The organism is Arenibacter sp. S6351L (assembly GCF_023016025.1).
GTDB classification, from domain to species: Bacteria; Bacteroidota; Bacteroidia; order Flavobacteriales; family Flavobacteriaceae; genus Arenibacter; species Arenibacter algicola_B.
Window position 1 is genome coordinate 1 of the sequence record NZ_JALKBB010000047.1, and the last position, 20,605, is coordinate 20,605.

Genomic DNA, 20,605 nt, shown 5'->3' on the forward strand with positions numbered 1-20,605 from the left:
TTGAATGTTCAATGTTGAAAGTTGAAAGTTCAATGCCGTCATTGCGAGCTTGCCTAGCCGTTAGGCAGGCATAGCGTGGCAATCTGCTTCTTACAGCAAACAGTAGTCAGTGGTCAGCCCGTCACTTCGAGTGATTTTGCAAAACGAAGTGGAGCAAAATAGTATCGAGAAGCACTCGAACTGACTACAGAACTAAAACCGTCATTGCGAGCTTGCCCAGCCGTTAGGCAGGCATAGCGTGGCAATCTGCTTCTTGCAGTGAACAGTTTTCTGTAATCAGTAACCAATACTTGAGAAACTAGAATCTAGAGCCTAGATGCTAGAGCCAAGACTAAAGATTTGTGTTGAAAGTCGTCACTTCGAGCCTGCCCGGCCGTAAGGCGGGCCTGCCCGACTTTAGGCGGGTGATTTTATGAAGCTCAGCGTAATAAAATTGTATCGAGAAATGAACGGCGTGCAAAAACCGGTTCTCGATATAAAATGCCTATCGGCATTCCACTCGAACTGACGATAGAATAAAACCATTAAAAGGCACAATTCTTGGGCCACACTCCCACAAATCAAAATCCAACTACAATACACCTAAAAATACTTCTCTAGGACCTTGCGGATTTCCACAGGGAAATGTCCATCTTAAAATTTAGGTTTGTGGAACGAAACGAAATAATGAGTTTAAGACCTGAATATTGGAATGGTATAATTAGGTAAAATTGTTTTACTACAAAAGCATATTGGCTGGCTTGTTGAAATCGTGTTCGGGGGAACTCACAAATTTCACAAGCTTTGCCTTTATCCATAATTAAAATCACAGATGGGCAAAGGACAAATATCCAGAAGCTTATAGGCAATTTTGATGTTAGACAGGCCTTCGCAATTTCACTAGGACCACAAACATGTATAAAGGCAAACCTTTTAATAATCTTCCAACATTGTACGTCCCTAATTATTACGTTTTTTTTGCTTGTTACAGTGCTAAACACTTAATAGATAAAAAGTGCATTTAATCGATGAAATAATACAAAACAAAGCTAAATCATATTAAAAACCTTAAAAATCCCTAGATTTGCGCATCAAAGATTCTATTATAATTTGTAATAATTTTTTACCCTAAATTTTGCTTTTTGTTCCTTTAGAATTCCCCCTATAAAGTGTTACAAAATAGTGCATGGACTAGCTAATACTAACAATACCCTTATGTGCTAAACACTAACTATGGCATATCTTTATGAAATATTTTCCAATCTCTATTTTTTAGGGATTGTTGCTGTATGCATTCCTCTTCTCCTGTGTTACAGAATGTATCCGGTAATCATCTATGCGGTACGTTCTAAAAACCTTATGGATGAACCTGGAGATCGCAGCATGCACACCTCAAAAACGCCCACTTTGGGTGGGGTTGGACTCTTTATTGCCTTTTCCTTATCCATTGCCGTTCTTGGTTTAATGGTTGGCCTGTCACAACCCGATCTGATAAAACTTTTGGCTCTTTTAACAGCAACTATTATGTTGATGTTTCTAGGAGTCAAGGACGATCTTTTTGGCTTGGCCCCAAAAAAGAAATTTATGGTCCAGGCTGTCGCCTCGCTAATGGTCATTGTATTGGCCGATATCAGGATTATCAGCTTTGAAGGTATTTTTGGATTGGAGGACCTCCCCTATTATATTTCAGTAGTCTTTACGCTTTTTGTATTTCTGTTGATCATCAACGCCTTTAATCTTATAGACGGCCTGGATGGTTTGGCAGGATCTGTGGCCCTGCTATCCAGCTTATCTTTTGGCACCTTCTTTTTTATAAATGGGCGTTATCTGTTTGTTCTTATTTCTTTTGTTCTCATTGGAGCCTTGTTAGGGTTTTTACGCTATAACCTTTCTCCCTACCGTAAAATATTTATGGGAGATTCCGGATCCATGTTTATAGGTTTTCTTTTGGCTTTTCAGGCCGTTGGGTTTTTATCCTACAACGCTACCATAGACAACCCTGTTACGAACATTAAAGCACCTATCATGGCTATGGCCATATTATCCTATCCACTTTTGGACACCTTAAGGGTATTCGCCATTCGCATAAGCCAAAAAAGAAGTCCCTTTAGTGCGGACAGGAACCATATTCACCATAGACTAATAGACCTGGGCATTACCCATAAACAGGCCTCCTTATTTGTGGTGGTATTAAACAGTATTATAATAGAACTGGCCTTTTTGATCAGAGATATGTACATAAACGTACAGCTCTATATTATTCTAATTATCATCCCCTTAATATACGTCTCGCCCTGGTTGTTTGTCCGTAAGCAGGGAAAATTAAAATTGATCAAGCCCAAACCCATAAAATGGTCCAAAATTAGATCCATCATAAATAATTTCTTAGGGTAATTGGTTTACATTTAATTATCAGATTTAATCAAAAACAGGTCATTTTGTTTTTCCAATAATATACACAATTCCAGAAATACGAATTTTTAATAATGTGCGGAATAATAGGTTTTAATTTTAAGGCACCGGAGAGGTCCAACTTTTTAAGTATTGCAGACTATAGGGGACCGGACAATTCATCGTCTAGCTCCTATGGCACTTTCATCCTGGGACACAATAGGCTTTCAATTATAGACTTGACCGAAGTCGCAAATCAACCTTTTGTTTCCGCCTGTGGCAATTACGTAATTGTGTTTAATGGGGAAGTGTACAACTATAAGGAAATACGGAAAAAATTAGAAAGTAAATATGCTTTCAGAACCAACTCCGATACAGAGGTTATTCTCTACAATTATATTGAAAAAAAGGAAAAATGCCTGGAAGATTTTATTGGCATGTTTGCCTTTACCATTTATGATATAAAAAATGATACTTTATTTGGGGCTCGTGACAGATTAGGGATCAAACCTTTTGTGTATTACCAAAATGAAAAACAATTTGCATTTGCTTCCGAAATAAAAGTTATAAAAGAATTGGTGAAAGGGCTATCTGTAAATCATGAAGCCGTAAACCAATATCTAAGATACCTTTATGTCCCCTCCCCTAATTCCATTTACCAGGAAGTAAAAAAACTGGAACCTGCCCACTATTTCTATTATAAGCAAGGAAATTTAAAAATTACTAAATATTGGGATTCTATAGATTCCATTGGTTTAAATAGAGATCTTAAAGAAGGGGAAATCCTTGAAAAGTTGGACCATTTATTGAATGATGCAGTTCGTCTTAGGATGATTGCGGATGTAGAACTGGGCTCCTTCCTGTCCGGAGGAATAGATTCATCTACCATTTTATATTATATGGCCAAGAACTCCAACAAACCCATAAATACCTTTACCCTGGGGTTTGCTGGTGCTGATAAATATGATGAAACCAGTGATGCCAAAAGAATGGCAGCACATTTTAATACCAACCATCATGAGATCATAATTCATCCGAATGTCACGGATTTATTGCCGAAAATGGTACATCATTTTGATGAGCCTTTCGGTAATCCAACCTCCATATTGATCCACGAACTTACCAAGGAGACTAAAAAATATGCCACAGTGGCCTTGGCCGGAGATGGTGGTGACGAGATTTTTGGAGGATATTACAGGTATAAGGCAGCCTTACTTTACAATAAAATAAAATTTGTTCCCCGTCTTTTTTGGAAAGCCTTAAATCCGTTTTTTAAACTTATCTCGGAAGATACTTCTGGGAATCATAAATTGAGAAGAGTAAAGACTTTTGTTAATTCGTTGTCCAAACCAGTAGATGAAATGTACGAGGATTGGGTAGCCTATTTTTCGATTAAAGAAATAAATACCTTATTTAAGGTACAGCAAGATTTTGACAGGGTAGTCTTGGACGTTTTTAATGCCATACCCTCCCAGGACTTGATTATTAAGACTTCTATAACCGACTTAAAGACTTTTCTTGTCAATAATTTATTAGCATATGGGGATGCCATGAGCATGGCCAACAGTTTTGAAGTGCGCCTACCCTTGATCGATCATCGGATTATTGAATTTATGACTTCCATTTCTTCAGACTATCGAATTAAGGACGGGCAGACCAAATATTTAATGAAAAAACTTTTGAAGGGCAAAGTACCGGATGAAATTATTAATAAACCAAAATTAGGTTTAAATCCACCAATGGGCATGTGGTTGAAAAATGATTTAAATGGGTTTATTTCAACTTACCTTTCAAAGGAAAGTGTTGAAAAAAGAGGGATGAATTATCAGTTCGTATCTCAGCTTTTAAAAGAACATAATTCTGGAAAGAAAGATAGATCACTTTATCTATGGAGCTTAATAGTATTGGAAGAATGGCATAGACAAAATTTGAATTAGGTAACTTTTTATAATAACCACTAAAGAAAAAACTAATCTATTAAAATTGGTTGGAGCTGAAAACCATTAAAACATGAATCCGATCCAAACAGAGAATAAGGTAAACCTAAATTGGCATTTCACAAAGACTGCCCTTTAACCGTCTTTCAATGATAAATTTTTTACGAAGTAGGTTTTTTAAAAACGCAAGTATATATACGGTATCCGATATTATCAACAAACTGGTGCCCTTTATTCTTTTGCCGGTCTTAACACGATATTTATCTCCTGCTGATTATGGAATTATTTCAATCTTTGCCGTCTTTACCTCTATACTTGGAGTATTCATTTCGTTGGAAACACACGGTGCCATTAGTGTTAAGTTTTTTAAAATTTCACGGGAGCAATTAAAAATTTATATTGCCAATGTCTTACTGATAGTTGCCGTAACCACAAGTATAGTTTTATTAATAATTATTATATTTCATTCCTTTATTACAGAATTATTGGCTTTACCCACGGAATGGGTATTTATAGGGGTCTTTGTAACAGTATTAATATTTTTCACCACCATAAACTTAATTTTATGGCAGTCCGAACACAGACCGATCCCTCTAGGGATTTATCAAATATCGGAAAGTGTCTTTAATCTTTCCCTTTCACTAGTATTGATCGTTGGTTTTGGAATGGGTTGGCGCGGTAGGCTTATTGCCACATCAGTAGCCGCGCTCCTATTTGGTTTTTTGAGTTTTACGCTTTTGTTTAAGCGTAATTACCTAAATTTAAAGCTAAGTAAGCCTTATCTAAAGGATGCCCTTCAATTTGGGGTACCCTTATTGCCTCATGCCTTAAGCACTTGGGTACGAACCGGAATTGATAGAGTTTTTCTCACCATGTTAATTTCCTCCACAGCCACAGGCTTATATACTGTAGGGTTTCAAATTGCGTCTGTCATTATGGTTATAACTACTGCCTTCAATAAAGCCTATACCCCTTTTCTATTTGAAAAATTAAAGGACGTAACCTTACCTCAAAAAAAAATACTGGTAAAATACGGGTACCTATATTTTCTTGGGTTATTGTTATTGGCTACTGGCCTTAGTTTAACCGGGCCCTATATTGTGGGTCTTTTTTTGGGCAAGGATTTTATAGAATCCCAAGAATATATTACTTGGTTTGCTTTTGGTTTTGCCTTTTATGGAATGTACTCCATGTTGGTGAACTACATTTTTTATACCCAAAAAACAATTTACCTTAGTTATGTCACTTTTTCTATTGGGTTGCTACATGTGGGCTTAAGTTATTTATTTATCAACTATAACGGGACTATTGGTGCTGTACAAGCTACTGCCATCATATCTTTTATAACTTTCATTGCGGTTTGGTGGCTAAGTAACAAATTGCTCCCAATGCCATGGTTCTATTCAATTAGATCAGCAAAGTGATATCAATTCAAATTAGTCAATTTCGCATTTATATAAAAAATAAATAATGGCAAACATCTTCATACATTATGTCAATTGGCCTAATACCAAAGATAACCATGCTGGTATGGGCTATATAAGTAAGTACTTGAATTCCAATGACCATTCGGTAATACTTAAGGAATTTAGATTATTTTCTTTTCGCGGAGGAAGATATCTAAATCTTCTTAAATCCTTGTTGTATACCATTTATTTCATTCTAAGAATAAAAAAAGGCGATTCCCTATTTTTTACAGAGTACATGACTCCTGGTTCGGCTCACCAAGAAATAATAGCTGCAATTTTATCAAAAATTAGGCCTGATATCAATCTTATTGGCCTGGTACACCTTACTGGGAATGGTCTAATAAAAAGTTATGCCGATAGGAAAATTTTAAAAAATTATCTAACTAAACTAGATAAAATTTGGGTTCTTGGAAGTTCTTTAAAAAATTTCATGATAGGACTGGGAATAGATGACAACAAAATATTTAAGACATTTCATTATCTTGACACAGAGTATTACAAGCCAAGTAACCTAAAAACTACGGATTCCTTTAATGTTCTTGTTCAGGGGAATCAATTGAGAGATTATAACTTACTTAAAGAAATTATAGTGCAATGCCCTGACATTAATTTTATAATTATGCAAGGCATTCAGGATTTGAGCCACCTATTTTCCGATATTGAAAATGTTAAGCTTAAAGGCTTTGTAACCGAAAATGAACTTTTGGTTATAATGCAAAATTCTGATGCTTCGCTTTCGGTAATGGAAGATACTATTGGAAGTAATGTTATCACTACATCTATGGCATGTGGCTTAGCAATGGTTGTTTCAGATGTTGGTTCAATCAGGGATTATTGTAATGTAGAAAATTCTCGATTTTGTGCAACAAAGGAAGAATTTGTAGATGCACTAAATTTTCTAAAACTTCATAATGAAAAATGTTATTCGATGAAACAAAATTCTAGAACCAAGGCGCTTAACTTTAGTAAAGAAAAATTTTTAAAGGTGTATCAAGAAGAAATGAATAGAATGAGGCAGGATTTTGAATTTAAAAGCCAAGCCTATTAATGAATTAGCATAATAATGGATAATCCTCTTCTGTATATCAACACATTTCAATTTGGCTATCATATAGATAGTTATATGCATTGTAAGTACCTTAAAAGCGATTTTAAGGTTACCTATATATGTTTTGATAATGGGTATCCCAAAATTAAAGAGGACGGCGTAGAAGTCATATATGTTCCATGGAATAGTTCCTATTTTAAAAATGGCGTAAGATTTATGAGATCTTGCATTATCCACTACAAGACTAATAAAACTGAATACCTATTTGCCGTTTATTTTCCCTTAGTTTCCTTATTGAAAAAAATACTGGGGCATAGAAATATGATCCTGGATTTTAGAACGGGAAGTGTCAGCGGATCTAAGGCAAAAAGAAGAATTACCAATTCCTTAATGCGTTTTGAGTCACTATTTTTCAAGAGAACATCTGTAATTTCCGAAAGTCTTGCCCTAAAATTAAAATTGAATATGGAAAAGGTTTTTATTCTTCCATTGGGTGCCGACATTCTTTCTACGAAAAATAAGACCTTTGATAGTCTTAGGCTATTTTATATTGGTACTTTGGATGGGCGTAATATTCATGATACCGTATATGGCCTTAAATTGTTTTTGGAAAGTAACAGTACCTCAGAACTAAAAGTTTCCTATGACATTGTTGGCAACGGAAATACAGAATATGTTACCCTCTTGCAAAAAGCCATTGAAAATACAGGATTACAAAAGGAAGTTATTTTTCATGGTAAGAAATTACATAAAGACTTAAACTATTATTTTGATAATTGCAATGTAGGCGTTTCCTATATTCCAATGACCGAATACTACGATTGCCAACCCCCCACCAAAACTTTTGAATATGTTAATGCCGGTATGGCCTGTATTGCCACTGAAACACAGGAGAACAAGAAATTGATCACCTTTAACAATGGATTTCTTTGCCAGGATAACCCGGAAAGTTTTTGCAGCGCTTTAACAGAATTTTCAAAAGATTTAAAAAAATGGGATTCCAATATGATACGTAATACGCTATCACATTACAATTGGGCCAATATTTCAGAAAACCTTAAAAACTATATTCTAAACCAGCACCAACAACAAGGTAACATAGAAAAAAGTGCCACTATTAACCCAACCAAGATCAAACAAGATTAATGGCAGACCTCTTTACCTATATCGTCTATTTTTCTACCCTTTTATTAAGCGTGGTCTTAATAAAAATGGGATACAACAAACAAACTCTTAAAAGGAATTATAAAGGACAGGTATTGTTTGTTTTATTAGCTCTTATAGTACTGGTAATCGTTAGTGGTCTTAGGTATAATGTAGGGGCAGATTACCCTGGTTATTCCTATTTATATAAGGAACAACCTTATTATGATGATGCTATAGGTATGGAGATAGAATATGGCTTTATTTTTATAGTGGACACCTTGAACAATATTGGATTGGAAGTTTGGGCATTTTTCACGCTTACCGCTATTATCACATATTCTCTATTGTTTTACAGTTTTAAAAATTATAAATCACTTTTGTATTTAGGGGTTTTCTTTTTCATTACTTATGGCTTTTATTTCTTTTCCTTTAATGGGGTTCGGCAGGCTTTGGCGATGAGCGCCCTGGCCGTTGCTGTGGCATTTATACAGGAACGAAAACTATTCCCTTTTCTAGTGATCATTTTGATTGGAGGCCTAATGCATAAAAGTTTATTTCTATTTGTTCCCCTGTACTTTGTATTGGATAAGATTAGGTTATCCAAATACATTTGGTACGGGGCTTTTCTTTTAAGTTTAGTGTTACACTTTATTCCATTGGCCAGTATACTAAATATCTCATCGGTTTTTAGTGTCATGGAAGATTCACAGGTAGATTATAGCCACTTTTTAGAGGACACCAACACCGACCTTAACGTAAGCGGTTCCTTAACCTTGGGATATTTGGCAAGAGTAGGTGTGGGATTTATAGTCTTGGCTTATTACGATAAACTAACCAGATTTAATTCTAACTACTTTCCATATTTCACCCTTTCCTTAATCGGGATCGTTATTTATAACGCATTTTCTGCTATACATTTTATTGGTAGAATAAATAACTATTTTTTACTGTTTCATGTTTTTACCCTTGCATTTATTATTGATTATTTGTTCCGATCCAAACAAAAATTAATGGCCAATGCAATTATTTTATATTTCATAATCCTATTTATCTCTAATATTTATTATAACGATAATGGAAGTGCGCCCTATAAGTTCATAGAATTTTAAGTACACCATGGGTTAATTAAAAAAAACAAATTAATGATATTACAAATTGCAAAGTTACCGCCTCCTATTGGAGGAGTTACAACACACGTTAAGAGACTTTTGGCCTCTTTAAAAGCTGTGGAAAATATTGAGTTTGCTATTTTAGATTACTCTAAGGAACGTAATGTATTGGTTATAATTCATAAGATTGCTAATGCCAAAGTGGTTCATTTACACGTAACAAAAAAAGTGCTTAGGCTTTTCCTGGTTTTATTCTTTAGACTCTTGTCCAAAAAAGTCCTCATAACCTTTCATGGAAACTATAATTTCAAAAATATTCTCGATATATATTCCCTTAAATATTCTGATGCTGCCATTCTTTTAAACCAAATTAGTTATAAAGCCGCATCGAATATTCGAATAAGCAAGAACTATTTAATTGGCGCGTTTATCCCCCCCATAGAAGGTGATATTGCACCACTAGATGAAATTCTTATAGAAAAAATCGGGAAATTTAAATCCAATTTCAATGTTGTTTATTCTACCAATGCATATAACTACGTCCGGGACGATCAAGGAAAAGAAACGTACATGGGCTCAGATCTAGTTAGCTTATTTACAAAAAATAAAGAAATAGGACTAATTTTTTCCGATCCTACTGGTAACTATTATAAATATTTGATTGGGATTTTTAAGGAATTACCCAATAACGTACTCTTTATTACCCAACCGCATGATTTCATTAATATCATAAAAGCAACGGATGCACTAATTAGGGCAACCACCACGGATGGGGATTCCTTATCGGTCAAAGAAGCCCTGTATTTTAATAAGACCGTTATTGCTACGGGGGTAGTCGATCGGCCAAATGATGTTCTAATTTTTAACAATCTTGAGGAGTTACAATATTTAATTTCAAATAAGACAAAGAACAATACGCATTCAGAGGTAAAGAATAATTTCGACGATATATTGAAGGTTTACATAGAAATGAATATCATTTACTCTCAAAAGGAATAATAAGGTGCTTTAAATAAAAGTTGTAAATATTGGGATTAAAAAATTACATATACGAAAACACACCTATATATGGACAAAACCTAATCTGTTCCATCTATGGCACTTTTCTAAAAAGAAAGCGTTTTTCGAAAGAATTTTTCAAATATTTGGACTGGTTAGAGGAATCCCAATATTGGAACGAACAAGAGATTTATGATTATAAATTAAGGGAATTGCAAAAAATTTACCAACATGCCTATGCCACCGTTCCTTTCTATAGGCATAAATATAAAAAAGCAGGATTGCCACTAAATCTAATACAGGAATTGGACGATACGCATAAAATACCCATATTAAAAAAGGCAGAAATCCGTGAGCACTGGAAAAATATGGTATCACAGAACCATCCGGACGGTAAATTGTTCTCTAGGCAGACCAGTGGCAGTACAGGAACTGCATTGGATTTTTATGCCACTAAGAAATCTACCCGTTTTCAATGGGCCCTATGGTGGCGGCTAAGGCAACAATATGGCGTTAATTTTGGGGACAAAAGTTTAAGTTTTATAGGAAAGATTACGGTACCTATAAATCAAAAAAAACCACCTTTTTGGAGGGTAAACAAACCACTGAACCAGCATTTGGTAAATATGCAGCATATAAAGGATGAAAACATTAAATATTTTATAGACTATATAGACAAGGAGCATTTTGTTTTCTTTTCAGGTTATCCGTCCATTATTTACTCCTTTTGCCATATTGTCGAAAGTTTAGGGCTAAAAATTAAAAATCCACCGAAATTTGTTTTTAGTGGAGCCGAAAAATTATTTGTTTACCAAAAATCATGTATAGAACGGGTACTGGGCTGTATTGTTACCGATCACTATGGTTTTTCTGAAGGGGCCGGTAACGCTACCCAATGTAAACATGGCAATTATCATGAGGATTTTGAGTTTGGCCATTTGGAACCAAATCGGGCAAACTATTTAACAAAAAGTATCTTTTCCGGAGAAATATTGGCTACCGGATTTGCTAACTACGGTATGCCCTTTATTAGATATAATGTAGGTGACACCGCCACCTGGAGTACAGAAAAATGTGCATGTGGCAGAAATTCCAGTACAATCCTAAATATTGACGGTAGAAATGAGGATTATATTATAACTCCAGAAGGATTAACCATGAAGGTCCACAGTTATCTCTTTAAGGATACCAAAGAAATACAGGAATGTCAGATAGTCCAATATAAGTTAGGGGAGGTAACCTTTAGAATAGTTAAACGCCAAGGGTATACCTCTTGGAATGAAACCCATTTAAGGCAAAAGGTTCGGAAATGGATCAGTTCTAGCATTGCAGTACATTTTGAATATGTGGATGAAATAGAACGGACAGACTCCGGCAAATTTAAGGCAGTAATATCATACATAGACATAAATAACATAAAGGTACATATAGATTAATCAGCTTTTCAACTATTAAAAACACGGATAAATTAACCAAAATGAAACAAATTATACAAGATCTTAAAAAGGGGGATACTATTTTAGAGGAAGTTCCCGTTCCAAAAGTAAAAGCAGGATCTGTACTTATAAAAACAACCAGAAGCCTCGTTTCCTTAGGCACTGAACGTATGCTGGTAGATTTTGGCAAGGCCAATTTTTTGGACAAGGCACGGCAACAACCAGACAAGGTAAAAATGGTACTAAACAAGGTAAAGACAGACGGTTTAAAACCCACTATGGATGCTGTTTTTAATAAATTGGGGCAACCCCTACCTTTAGGGTATTGTAACGTTGGTGAAGTGGTAGCCGTGGGCAAAGGGGTAACGGAATTCCAAATTGGAGATCGGGTGGCTTCCAACGGTAATCATGCGGAATATGTGTGTATCCCTAAAAATTTGGTTGCCAAAATACCCGATAATGTTACTGACGAGGAGGCTGCCTTTACCGTTATAGGCGCTATTGGACTACAGGGTATACGATTGTTGAACCCCACCTTTGGGGAAACGATCGTTGTGGTAGGTTTGGGCCTTATAGGATTGGTAACGGCGGAACTATTATTGGCCAACGGCTGTAACGTAATAGGCTTTGATTATGATGCCAAAAAAGTGGCCTTGGCCAAAGAAAAGGGAATAGTGGCCATAAACCCCGGCGAAGGCACCGATCAGGTTAAGTTTTTGGAGAATTATACCCATGGTGTGGGCGTAGACGGAGTAATTATTACGGCATCCAACAAAAGCAATGAAATTATTTCCCAATCTGCCCAAATGTGTCGCAAACGAGGCCGCATTATTCTAGTCGGGGTAATTGGGTTGGATATCAGTAGGGCCGATTTTTACGAAAAGGAGATTTCTTTCCAAGTGTCTTGCTCCTACGGTCCCGGGCGTTATGACGATAATTACGAGCAAAAAGGGCAAGACTACCCCATTGGTCATGTGCGTTGGACAGAAAAAAGGAATTTTGAAGCCATCCTTAATGCCATATCCAAGAATGTGTTAAAGGTGCAACCTTTGATTACAGAACGTATTTCTTTAAATGATTACCAAAGCATTTATGGAAATATGAACAATCCCAACTCTATAGCTTGCATCTTAATTTATGATAACAATGCCGAACAAAAATCGGTAGTTGCCCTAGACCAAAGGTCATTTAAGGCTCAAAAGGGCATTATTGGAATTGTGGGAGCGGGGAATTTTACCAGTAGTACCATTCTGCCCAACCTTAAAAAAATACAGGCAAACATAAAATATATTGCCAGTTCTGGGGGGCTCACCGGGACCATCATGGCAAAAAAATATGCTATTTCCAATTCTACCACGGATTATTCGGAAATTCTAAAAGATGAGGAGGTAGATTTGGTCTTGATCACTACTCGCCATAATATGCATGCACCCATGGTTTTGGAAGCCATTAATGCAGGTAAAAGTGTTTTTGTAGAGAAACCCTTGGCCATTAAGCAATCGGAAATGGAGGATATCATTACGGCCTATAAGGATGCCGAGGTAAATGTATCCGTTGGATTCAACAGGCGCTTCGCCCCCTTGGCCATTAAAATGAAAAAGCTTTTGGGTTCGGATGATAGTCCAATAAATGTTGTTGCTACCATGAATGCCGGTACCATCCCTGCCGATGTTTGGGTTCATGATATGGAAATAGGTGGCGGTAGAATTTTAGGGGAAGCCTGCCATTACATTGACTTATGCTCCTATTTAACAGGAAGCAAAGTGGTTGCGGTATGCATGAATGCCATGGGAACCAATCCGGAAGAGAACACGGACAATGCCTCCATTTTATTACAATATGAAAACGGATCTAACGCAGTAATCAATTATTTCTCCAATGGATCCAAGGCCTATTCCAAGGAACGTGTGGAAGTATTTTCACAGGAGCGCACACTCGTGATGGATAACTGGCGAAAACTGAAAGCTTACGGCTTTAAAGGCTTTTCCAAATCCAGTTCAAAACAGGATAAGGGTCATTTTAACCAATTTCAACAACTTGTGGAACAACAAATAAATGGAGGGCAACCTATAATTCCATTTGATAGCATTATTAACACTACCAAAGCCTCATTTGCAGCCTTGCAGAGTTTAAAAGCCGGGGATTGGATAAAACTATAAGAAGCTGATTACTATCAACTAACGGCCTAATACAAACAAAGGATAAAACAGTGTATGATTCAAAAACTACAGCTCCTTTTTAACACCATAAGACATATGCGCTTTACGCAAATGACTTATCAGGTGTACTATAAAGTAAGGAATAGGCTGTACCACAAAAAATATGCTGATCAGTTTCCGGAAACTACAAGTTTAGTTTGGAACACTACTTTGCAATTTCAGAATAGTTGGCAGGGAAACAACAGCTTTTTATTTCTAAACCTTGAAAAATCCTTTGAATCTATCGACTGGAATTTTTCGGAATATGGTAAATTATGGACCTATAACCTAACCTACTTCGAGTTTCTGAACCAGAGGCGTATTTCCAAAGAGGACGGCTTAGGTTTAATTAAGGATTTTATTAAAAAAAAGCAAGACCTAAAAACTGCTTTGGAGCCCTATCCCCTCTCCTTACGGGGTATTAACTGGGTAAAATTTCTATCTAAGAATAAGATTCAGGACCCAGAGATCAACGTCTGCCTATTTAACGATTATCAAAGATTAAATGATAATTTGGAATATCATTTATTGGGAAACCATCTATTGGAGAATGGATTTGCCTTGCTATTTGGAGCGGTTTATTTTAAGAATGACAATTACTACCAAAAGGGCGTCCAAATCATAAAAGGTGAACTAAAGGAACAAATATTAAATGATGGGGCGCATTTTGAACTGAGTCCTATGTACCATCAAATTATACTGCACAGGATTTTGGATTCCATTCAACTATTGAGGCTAAATTCCTGGAAACAGGATGGATTATTAGGTTATCTTGTAACCATGGCCGAAACAATGTTGGGATGGTTACAAACCATCACTTACAAAAATGGTGATATCCCTATGGTAAACGATGCTGCCTATGGTATAGCACCGTCCTCGGAGGAATTGTTTAACTATGCCGAAAATTTGAGTCTAAAATGGACCAAGACTGAACTAAAAGACTCCGGATATCGAAAATGGAGTTCTCAACGATTCGAATGCTTTATGGACCTTGGAAACATAGGTCCCGATTATATTCCTGGCCATGCCCATGCCGATACTTTTAATTTTGAACTATACGTACAAGAGCAGCCATTTATTGTAGATGCGGGCACCTCTACTTATGAAAAAAATAGCCAAAGACAATTGGAAAGAAGCACAGAATCCCATAACACCGTTAAAGTGAATGGAGTAAATTCATCCGCAGTCTGGGGCGGCTTTAGGGTTGCCAATAGGGCCAAAATAATTGAACTGACCCAATTTGAAAATGAATTTACAGCCTCCCATGATGGTTATAAAAAATTGGGTATTGTGCACCAAAGAAGTTTCAAATTCAAGCAACAAGAAATTCTTGTTACAGATTCCTTGAGAGGGAAGTTGATTCCAGGAGTAGCCTATTTTCATTTGCACCCAGCCGTGACCAATTTAGTGCTAAAAGACCAAACATTGAAATGCCCTGAATTGAACTTGAACATCAATTTTATTGGGGATAGCATCGAGGTGGAGAAATCCACCTATGCGTGGGCCGAAGGCTTTAACAAAACCGTAGAAGGAAATTTGATTAAAGTGTTATTTACCAAAGAGCTACAAACTATAATTAATCTTAAATGAAGACCCTATACATAATTTCTAATTATTTTACCCCTGAAATTGGAGCAGCATCCTCCAGGATTCAAAATTTGGCCAAAAGCCTATCTCAAAGTAATTACAAGGTTTCCGTAATTTGCCCTTTACCTAATTATCCTAATGGTAAAATTGCAACGGATTATAAGGGGAAAATCTACCATAAGAAAATTGACGAGAATAACATAAGTATATATCGCCTTTGGATTTACCCATCAAATAGCGAAAACAAAATTAAGAGGATTTTAAGCATGCTTTCTTTTTCCTTTTCACTTGCCTTGTTTCTTTTCCTAAAAATCTTTCGTGGTCCGGATATTATAATAGTTAACTCTCCACCACTATTTGTTTCGTTTACAGGTGTTCTGTTTTCGAAGTTTATTCTAAGATCCAAGACAATTCTCAATGTAAGTGATTTATGGCCCCAATCTGCTGTTGAGTTAGGAGTGTTGAAAAATGAAGGTGTTTTCTATAATTTATTAACCAGTATCGAAAAATTTATATATCGCAATTCTGTTGCTATCATTGGGCAATCTGATGAAATACTTTCTCATATTAAACATTTTGTTGTGCGTCCCATTTTCTTATATAAAAATCTCCCGCAAGATTTAAGTGAAAATTTTGTACTGGACAAAACAATGGAAAATAATAAAAAACGAATTGTTTATGCTGGTCTCTTAGGATATGCGCAAGGCATATTGGAAATATGTAAAAATGTTAATTTTGAGGCCTATGGTTTTGAATTTCATATATACGGCCGAGGAATGCAAGAGGAAGGAATTAAACAATATATTAAATACAATTCTAAATCAATCTATTTTCATGGCGAATTCGAAAAAAAAGAGGCCCATAGTATTTTAACTAAATATGATGCCGCTCTTGTTCCATTATCAACGCACATTAAAGGCGCTTTTCCCTCTAAAATATATGAATTAATCCAACTGGAAGTACCGATCCTGTTTTCTGGAGAAGGCGATGGAGCGGAACTAATAAAGGAAGAAAACATTGGCCTATCATCTATCCCTGGAGATTGGACATCTGTAAACACAATGCTAAAGTATTTTAGTAGAATGACCAAGGATGAAGTTGACGTTTGGAAAACAAATCAAAGAAAGCTCCAAAAAAATAAATTCAATTATCACAAACAATTTGAAAGCTTAGAAATTTTTTTAAATCAATTTAATTAAAATGAAAAAGACATTGATCATAGGAGGTAGTGGTTTTGTAGGCTCCTCATTGTTAAAAACAGTTGATATTAATCAATTTAAAATTTTTGATAAGAATCCAAGCCCATTTTATCCAAATATTACTATGGTTGGTGATGTTAGGGATTATTCTAAATTGGTAAATAGCTTAAAGGATATAGATACAGTTATACTTTTGGCTGCGGAACATCGTGATGACGTTTTCCCTACCTCTTTATATTATGACGTAAATGTAGAGGGCACCAGAAATGTACTAAAGGCAATGGATGTACATAAGATTAAAAACTTAATTTTTACAAGTAGTGTCGCCGTTTATGGTTTAAACAAGGACAATCCAGACGAAAGCCATCCTATAGATCCCTTCAATCATTATGGAAAAAGTAAGTGGCAAGCAGAACAAGTTATTCAGGAATGGTACAAATTAGACAATGTAAACAAAAATATCACCATTTTAAGGCCAACGGTAATTTTTGGAGAAAGGAACAGAGGCAACGTGTATAATTTACTAAAACAGATTTCATCCGGAAAATTTCTAATGGTCGGAAATGGCACCAATAGAAAATCAATGGCATATGTTGGTAATGTTGTGGCCTTTATCAATTCAAAAATTCATGAATCAAATTCCGGGATCAATATTTTTAACTATGTAGATAAACCGGATTTAACAATGGAGGAATTAACACATGTTGTTTCGAAATCTTTGAATATAAAAATACCAACTTTGAAAATACCCTATTCCATAGGTTTATTAGGGGGGTATTTTTTGGATGCACTGGCACTTATAACGAATAAAAAATATGCGATCAGTTCGGTAAGAGTTAAGAAATTTTGTGCTACCACGCAATTTAATGCTGGAAAAATAGAAAATTCATTTACCTCACCTTATACCTTGGAAAAAGGCTTAGAAAGAACACTTAACTATGAATTTTCTGGAAAATCCAAAAGTGATAATATAGAATTTTTTTCTGAGTAAAATTAATGACCAATTGTAATGGACTATCATGAACCTCTCACCACCCGTAATCCAAGGCACGAATAAGCTTATTGGATCCAAAATAAAAACTGAACCCTAGACATGTAAAAATTATTTTGGGGGAGAGGAGAATGGAAAGTATACCCTACTAATGGGATAGTAAAACACCAAAACGGGTCCTGGGACAAATATTAATATAATAGAGTATATAAACCTTTTTTTACTTAACCTAAAAAACGGTAATTTTGCCTTTAAAGTACAACTTACGAATTCTTGTTTATAAGTTGAAAAGGAGCTTTAATTACTAGTGCTATCTGGACTCATATGTCCCTAAGAAAATAGTATAAAAATATTGCGACAAAATGGCTATTGGCAATCCACTTTTTTGGAAGAGGCCAAGAAATAAAATTCCAGGAATAAGATGAGAGAAGCACCCTATAGTGTAGAACATTTAGAAGAAGAATCCTTCCAAATAAAGGAAATTATTCAAAGGTATTTGCGGTTTTGGCCATGGTTTATCCTTGCCTTAATTATAAGTATAGGATTGGGAATTACCTATATGCGTTATGCCCCTATTACTTATAGTTCAACAGCCAAGATTAAGATTATAGACGAATCACAGGAAATGGATATCGCTTCCAGCGCCTTGTCATTACTTGGTGGAGGCTCCAAGATCAATTTGGAAAACGAGATCGAAATTTTAAAGTCCTACCGCATCCTATCCCAGGTGGTCAAGGAACTTAATTTGGATGTATCTCATTATGTGGTAGGTAATGTAAAAACCACCCAGATTTGGGCCCCACCTTTCCAGATTACCAAAAGAATAGAAGCAGATAGCTTACAAGCCCCTAAGCCTTACACCATAATATTAAACGAAGAGGGCATTAAAATTACGGATGCCAATGAAAAAACCTTTACGCCAAATATAAGCGAACCAGAACATCTCATTGATAGTCTTCCCTTTGGTATCCGTATGGTGGGTGGTGCAGATCCTTCCTTTTACAAGGGCATTACTTATAAGGTGGTACTAAGCCCCCTAAAAAGTACCGTTATCCAGCTGGCAAATGACCTTCAAATTCAGGCTACCAATAAGAACAGTGAAATCCTGTCCCTAGCTTTAGAGGGCGTTAGCATGGAAAGGAACGAGGCAATCCTAAATACCCTAATTGAAAAATTTAACCACGACGGGGTATTGGACCGCCAATTGGTGAGCCAGCGTACCCTGAACTTTATAGACGAACGCTTCCTCTACCTAAGCCAGGAATTAGACTCCATTGAAGGCGGCAAGGAAAGCTTTAAACGCTCCAACAGCCTCTCCTATATAGAGGCCGATGCCGGCATGAGCCTCCAAAGAAAATCGGAAACTGAAGAAGAAGTGATAAAACTGGAAAACCAGATCTCCATTTCCGAAATCCTGAAGGAAACGGTCATCAATCAAAATGATTATAGTCTATTGCCCGCTAATATCGGAATTGAGAATGCCAGCCTTAATAACTTGGTGGTAGGCTATAACGAAGTATCACTGGAACGGGAAAAACTCTTGCCCACCGTGGGCAGCAACCACCCTACCCTTCAGAATCTGAACGCCCAATTGGAGCGCGCCAAGGTCAACATTATAAAATCGGTGAACATCTATGGCACCCAACTAAAAAATACCCTCCAACAATTGAAACGTGAGGAAAGCCGGGCGGGTTCCGTGTTTTCCAGATTACCGGAGAAAGAAAAAATGTTGCGTTCCATAGAGAGGCAACAAAGCATTAAGGAAAACCTCTTTTTACTCTTGTTACAAAAAAGGGAAGAAGCCGCCATTAGTTATGCGGTAACGGCACCTACGGTTAAGGTGGTGGACTACGGCCTTACCAATGACATTCCCGTATCACCTAAAAAGACCGTAGTCTTTGCGCTGTCCTTACTGGCTGGGATGTTCCTACCGTTTGCCGTGCTCTACATCCGCTTTACCCTAGATACCAAAATACGTGAACGTGCCGATATAGAAAAGGTAACCACCGATATCCCCGTAGTAGGCGAAATTCCTTTTTTTAAGGACGTTAAAAAGAAATTGGAATTGAACGACCGTTCCATTTTGGCAGAATCGTTCCGGATTTTAAGTGCCAATGTGGACTACCTTTTAACAGAAAAGAACAATGGTATGGGACAACTGATCATGGTAACCTCTTCCGTTAAAGGAGAAGGTAAGACCCTTGTAGCCCACAACCTCTCCCTGGCCTATGCCAGTCTTAACAAAAAGGTCCTGCTAATCGGTGCCGATCTGCGCAATCCACAATTGCATAACTTCTACAACATCAGTGTCAATCACAAAGGCCTGTCGGACTACCTGAACGATCCCGGGATGAATTGGAAAGATTGTGTTGTTGACAGTGGTTCGGACAACCCTACTTTGCAAATCTGTTTTGGAGGTTCCATACACCCCAATACCCCTCAACTATTTTCCAGTTCCGGCTTTGAAAAGTTCATCACCGCTGCCAAAAAAGAATTCGACTATATTATACTGGACACCGCTCCTACCATGTTGGTCTCGGATACACTTTTGATCTCAAAATTCGCCGATGCTACACTATTTGTAACTCGTGCCGGCCTAACGGACAAGCGCCTCTTGGATTTCTCCAAAAACCTGCACAAAACCAAAAAACTGAAAAACATGGCCTATGTGGTCAACGGTGTGGGCAATGGCAAGGCCAAAGGCTATAACTATGGCTATGGTTATGGGTATGGGAGCGAGAAGTAAGGAGTTATAATGTTTAATGTTATAAAGTTTAATGTTCAAGGTTTAAGGTCTAATGCCCGTCACTTCGAGCCTGCCTACCGGCAGGTAGGTGATTTTATGTAGCGCAGCGCAATAAAATTGTATCGAGAAGACATCCCAGTATTCAGTAAGCAGTGGTCAGTGGTCAGAGCTCTTTAGGCAAAAGCCAATAGTTTCTGTCTTCAACATTATAAACTGACGTCATTGCGAGCTTGCCTAGCCGTTAGGCAGGCATAGCGTGGCAATCTGCTTCTTACAGCAAACAGTTTTCAGTAATCAGCAATTAGTATTGAGAAACTAGAATCTGGAGCCTAGACTAAAGATTTGTGTTGAATGTTCAATGTTGAAAGTT

General features: G+C 36.7%; 13 protein-coding genes. All 13 read left to right on the top strand.

The annotated features are described in order from the left end of the window. The first annotated feature begins 1,212 nt into the window (after nucleotides 1-1,212). The 13 genes from MWU82_RS23030 (at nucleotide 1,213) to MWU82_RS23090 (ending at nucleotide 20,235) form a co-directional block, all read left to right on the top strand. Nucleotides 1,213-2,373: an MraY family glycosyltransferase gene (locus MWU82_RS23030; protein WP_247098086.1), complete on the top strand. Its 1,161-nt coding sequence runs from the start codon at nucleotides 1,213-1,215 to the stop codon at nucleotides 2,371-2,373. A 92-nt stretch (nucleotides 2,374-2,465) separates the two neighbouring features. Beyond that, nucleotides 2,466-4,307 (top strand): asparagine synthase (glutamine-hydrolyzing), encoded by a 1,842-nt coding sequence (gene asnB / locus MWU82_RS23035; RefSeq protein ID WP_247098087.1) that lies wholly within the window; start codon nucleotides 2,466-2,468, stop codon nucleotides 4,305-4,307. Between the two features lie 149 nt (nucleotides 4,308-4,456). Next, nucleotides 4,457-5,731: an oligosaccharide flippase family protein gene (locus MWU82_RS23040; protein WP_247098088.1), complete on the top strand. Its 1,275-nt coding sequence runs from the start codon at nucleotides 4,457-4,459 to the stop codon at nucleotides 5,729-5,731. A 46-nt stretch (nucleotides 5,732-5,777) separates the two neighbouring features. Next, complete coding sequence (locus MWU82_RS23045; protein WP_247098089.1) at nucleotides 5,778-6,824, top strand: glycosyltransferase; 1,047 nt, start codon at nucleotides 5,778-5,780, stop codon at nucleotides 6,822-6,824. Nucleotides 6,825-6,839: 15 nt separating this feature from the next. Then, on the top strand, nucleotides 6,840-7,970 hold the full coding sequence (locus MWU82_RS23050) for a glycosyltransferase (protein ID WP_247098090.1): 1,131 nt from the start codon (nucleotides 6,840-6,842) through the stop codon (nucleotides 7,968-7,970). Beyond that, complete coding sequence (locus tag MWU82_RS23055) at nucleotides 7,970-9,079, top strand: EpsG family protein (protein WP_247098091.1); 1,110 nt, start codon at nucleotides 7,970-7,972, stop codon at nucleotides 9,077-9,079. Before MWU82_RS23050 ends, MWU82_RS23055 begins: the two co-directional genes overlap by 1 nt. Nucleotides 9,080-9,112: 33 nt before the next feature. After that, nucleotides 9,113-10,078, top strand: coding sequence for a hypothetical protein (locus MWU82_RS23060; RefSeq protein ID WP_247098092.1), 966 nt, complete (start codon nucleotides 9,113-9,115; stop codon nucleotides 10,076-10,078). Nucleotides 10,079-10,107: 29 nt separating this feature from the next. Then, nucleotides 10,108-11,514, top strand: coding sequence for a phenylacetate--CoA ligase family protein (locus tag MWU82_RS23065; RefSeq protein WP_247098093.1), 1,407 nt, complete (start codon nucleotides 10,108-10,110; stop codon nucleotides 11,512-11,514). A 41-nt stretch (nucleotides 11,515-11,555) separates the two neighbouring features. After that, nucleotides 11,556-13,673, top strand: coding sequence for a bi-domain-containing oxidoreductase (locus MWU82_RS23070; RefSeq protein WP_247098094.1), 2,118 nt, complete (start codon nucleotides 11,556-11,558; stop codon nucleotides 13,671-13,673). 54 nt (nucleotides 13,674-13,727) lie between these two features. Next, nucleotides 13,728-15,302, top strand: coding sequence for an alginate lyase family protein (locus tag MWU82_RS23075; RefSeq protein WP_247098095.1), 1,575 nt, complete (start codon nucleotides 13,728-13,730; stop codon nucleotides 15,300-15,302). Next, nucleotides 15,299-16,498: a glycosyltransferase family 4 protein gene (locus tag MWU82_RS23080; protein WP_281502466.1), complete on the top strand. Its 1,200-nt coding sequence runs from the start codon at nucleotides 15,299-15,301 to the stop codon at nucleotides 16,496-16,498. Before MWU82_RS23075 ends, MWU82_RS23080 begins: the two co-directional genes overlap by 4 nt. 1 nt (nucleotide 16,499) lies before the next feature. After that, nucleotides 16,500-17,489 carry an NAD-dependent epimerase/dehydratase family protein gene (locus MWU82_RS23085; protein ID WP_247098097.1) on the top strand — a complete coding sequence of 330 codons (990 nt, stop codon included), beginning with the start codon at nucleotides 16,500-16,502 and terminating at the stop codon, nucleotides 17,487-17,489. A gap of 421 nt (nucleotides 17,490-17,910) precedes the next feature. Then, nucleotides 17,911-20,235: a tyrosine-protein kinase family protein gene (locus tag MWU82_RS23090; RefSeq protein ID WP_247098098.1), complete on the top strand. Its 2,325-nt coding sequence runs from the start codon at nucleotides 17,911-17,913 to the stop codon at nucleotides 20,233-20,235. The last annotated feature ends 370 nt before the right edge of the window (nucleotides 20,236-20,605 follow it).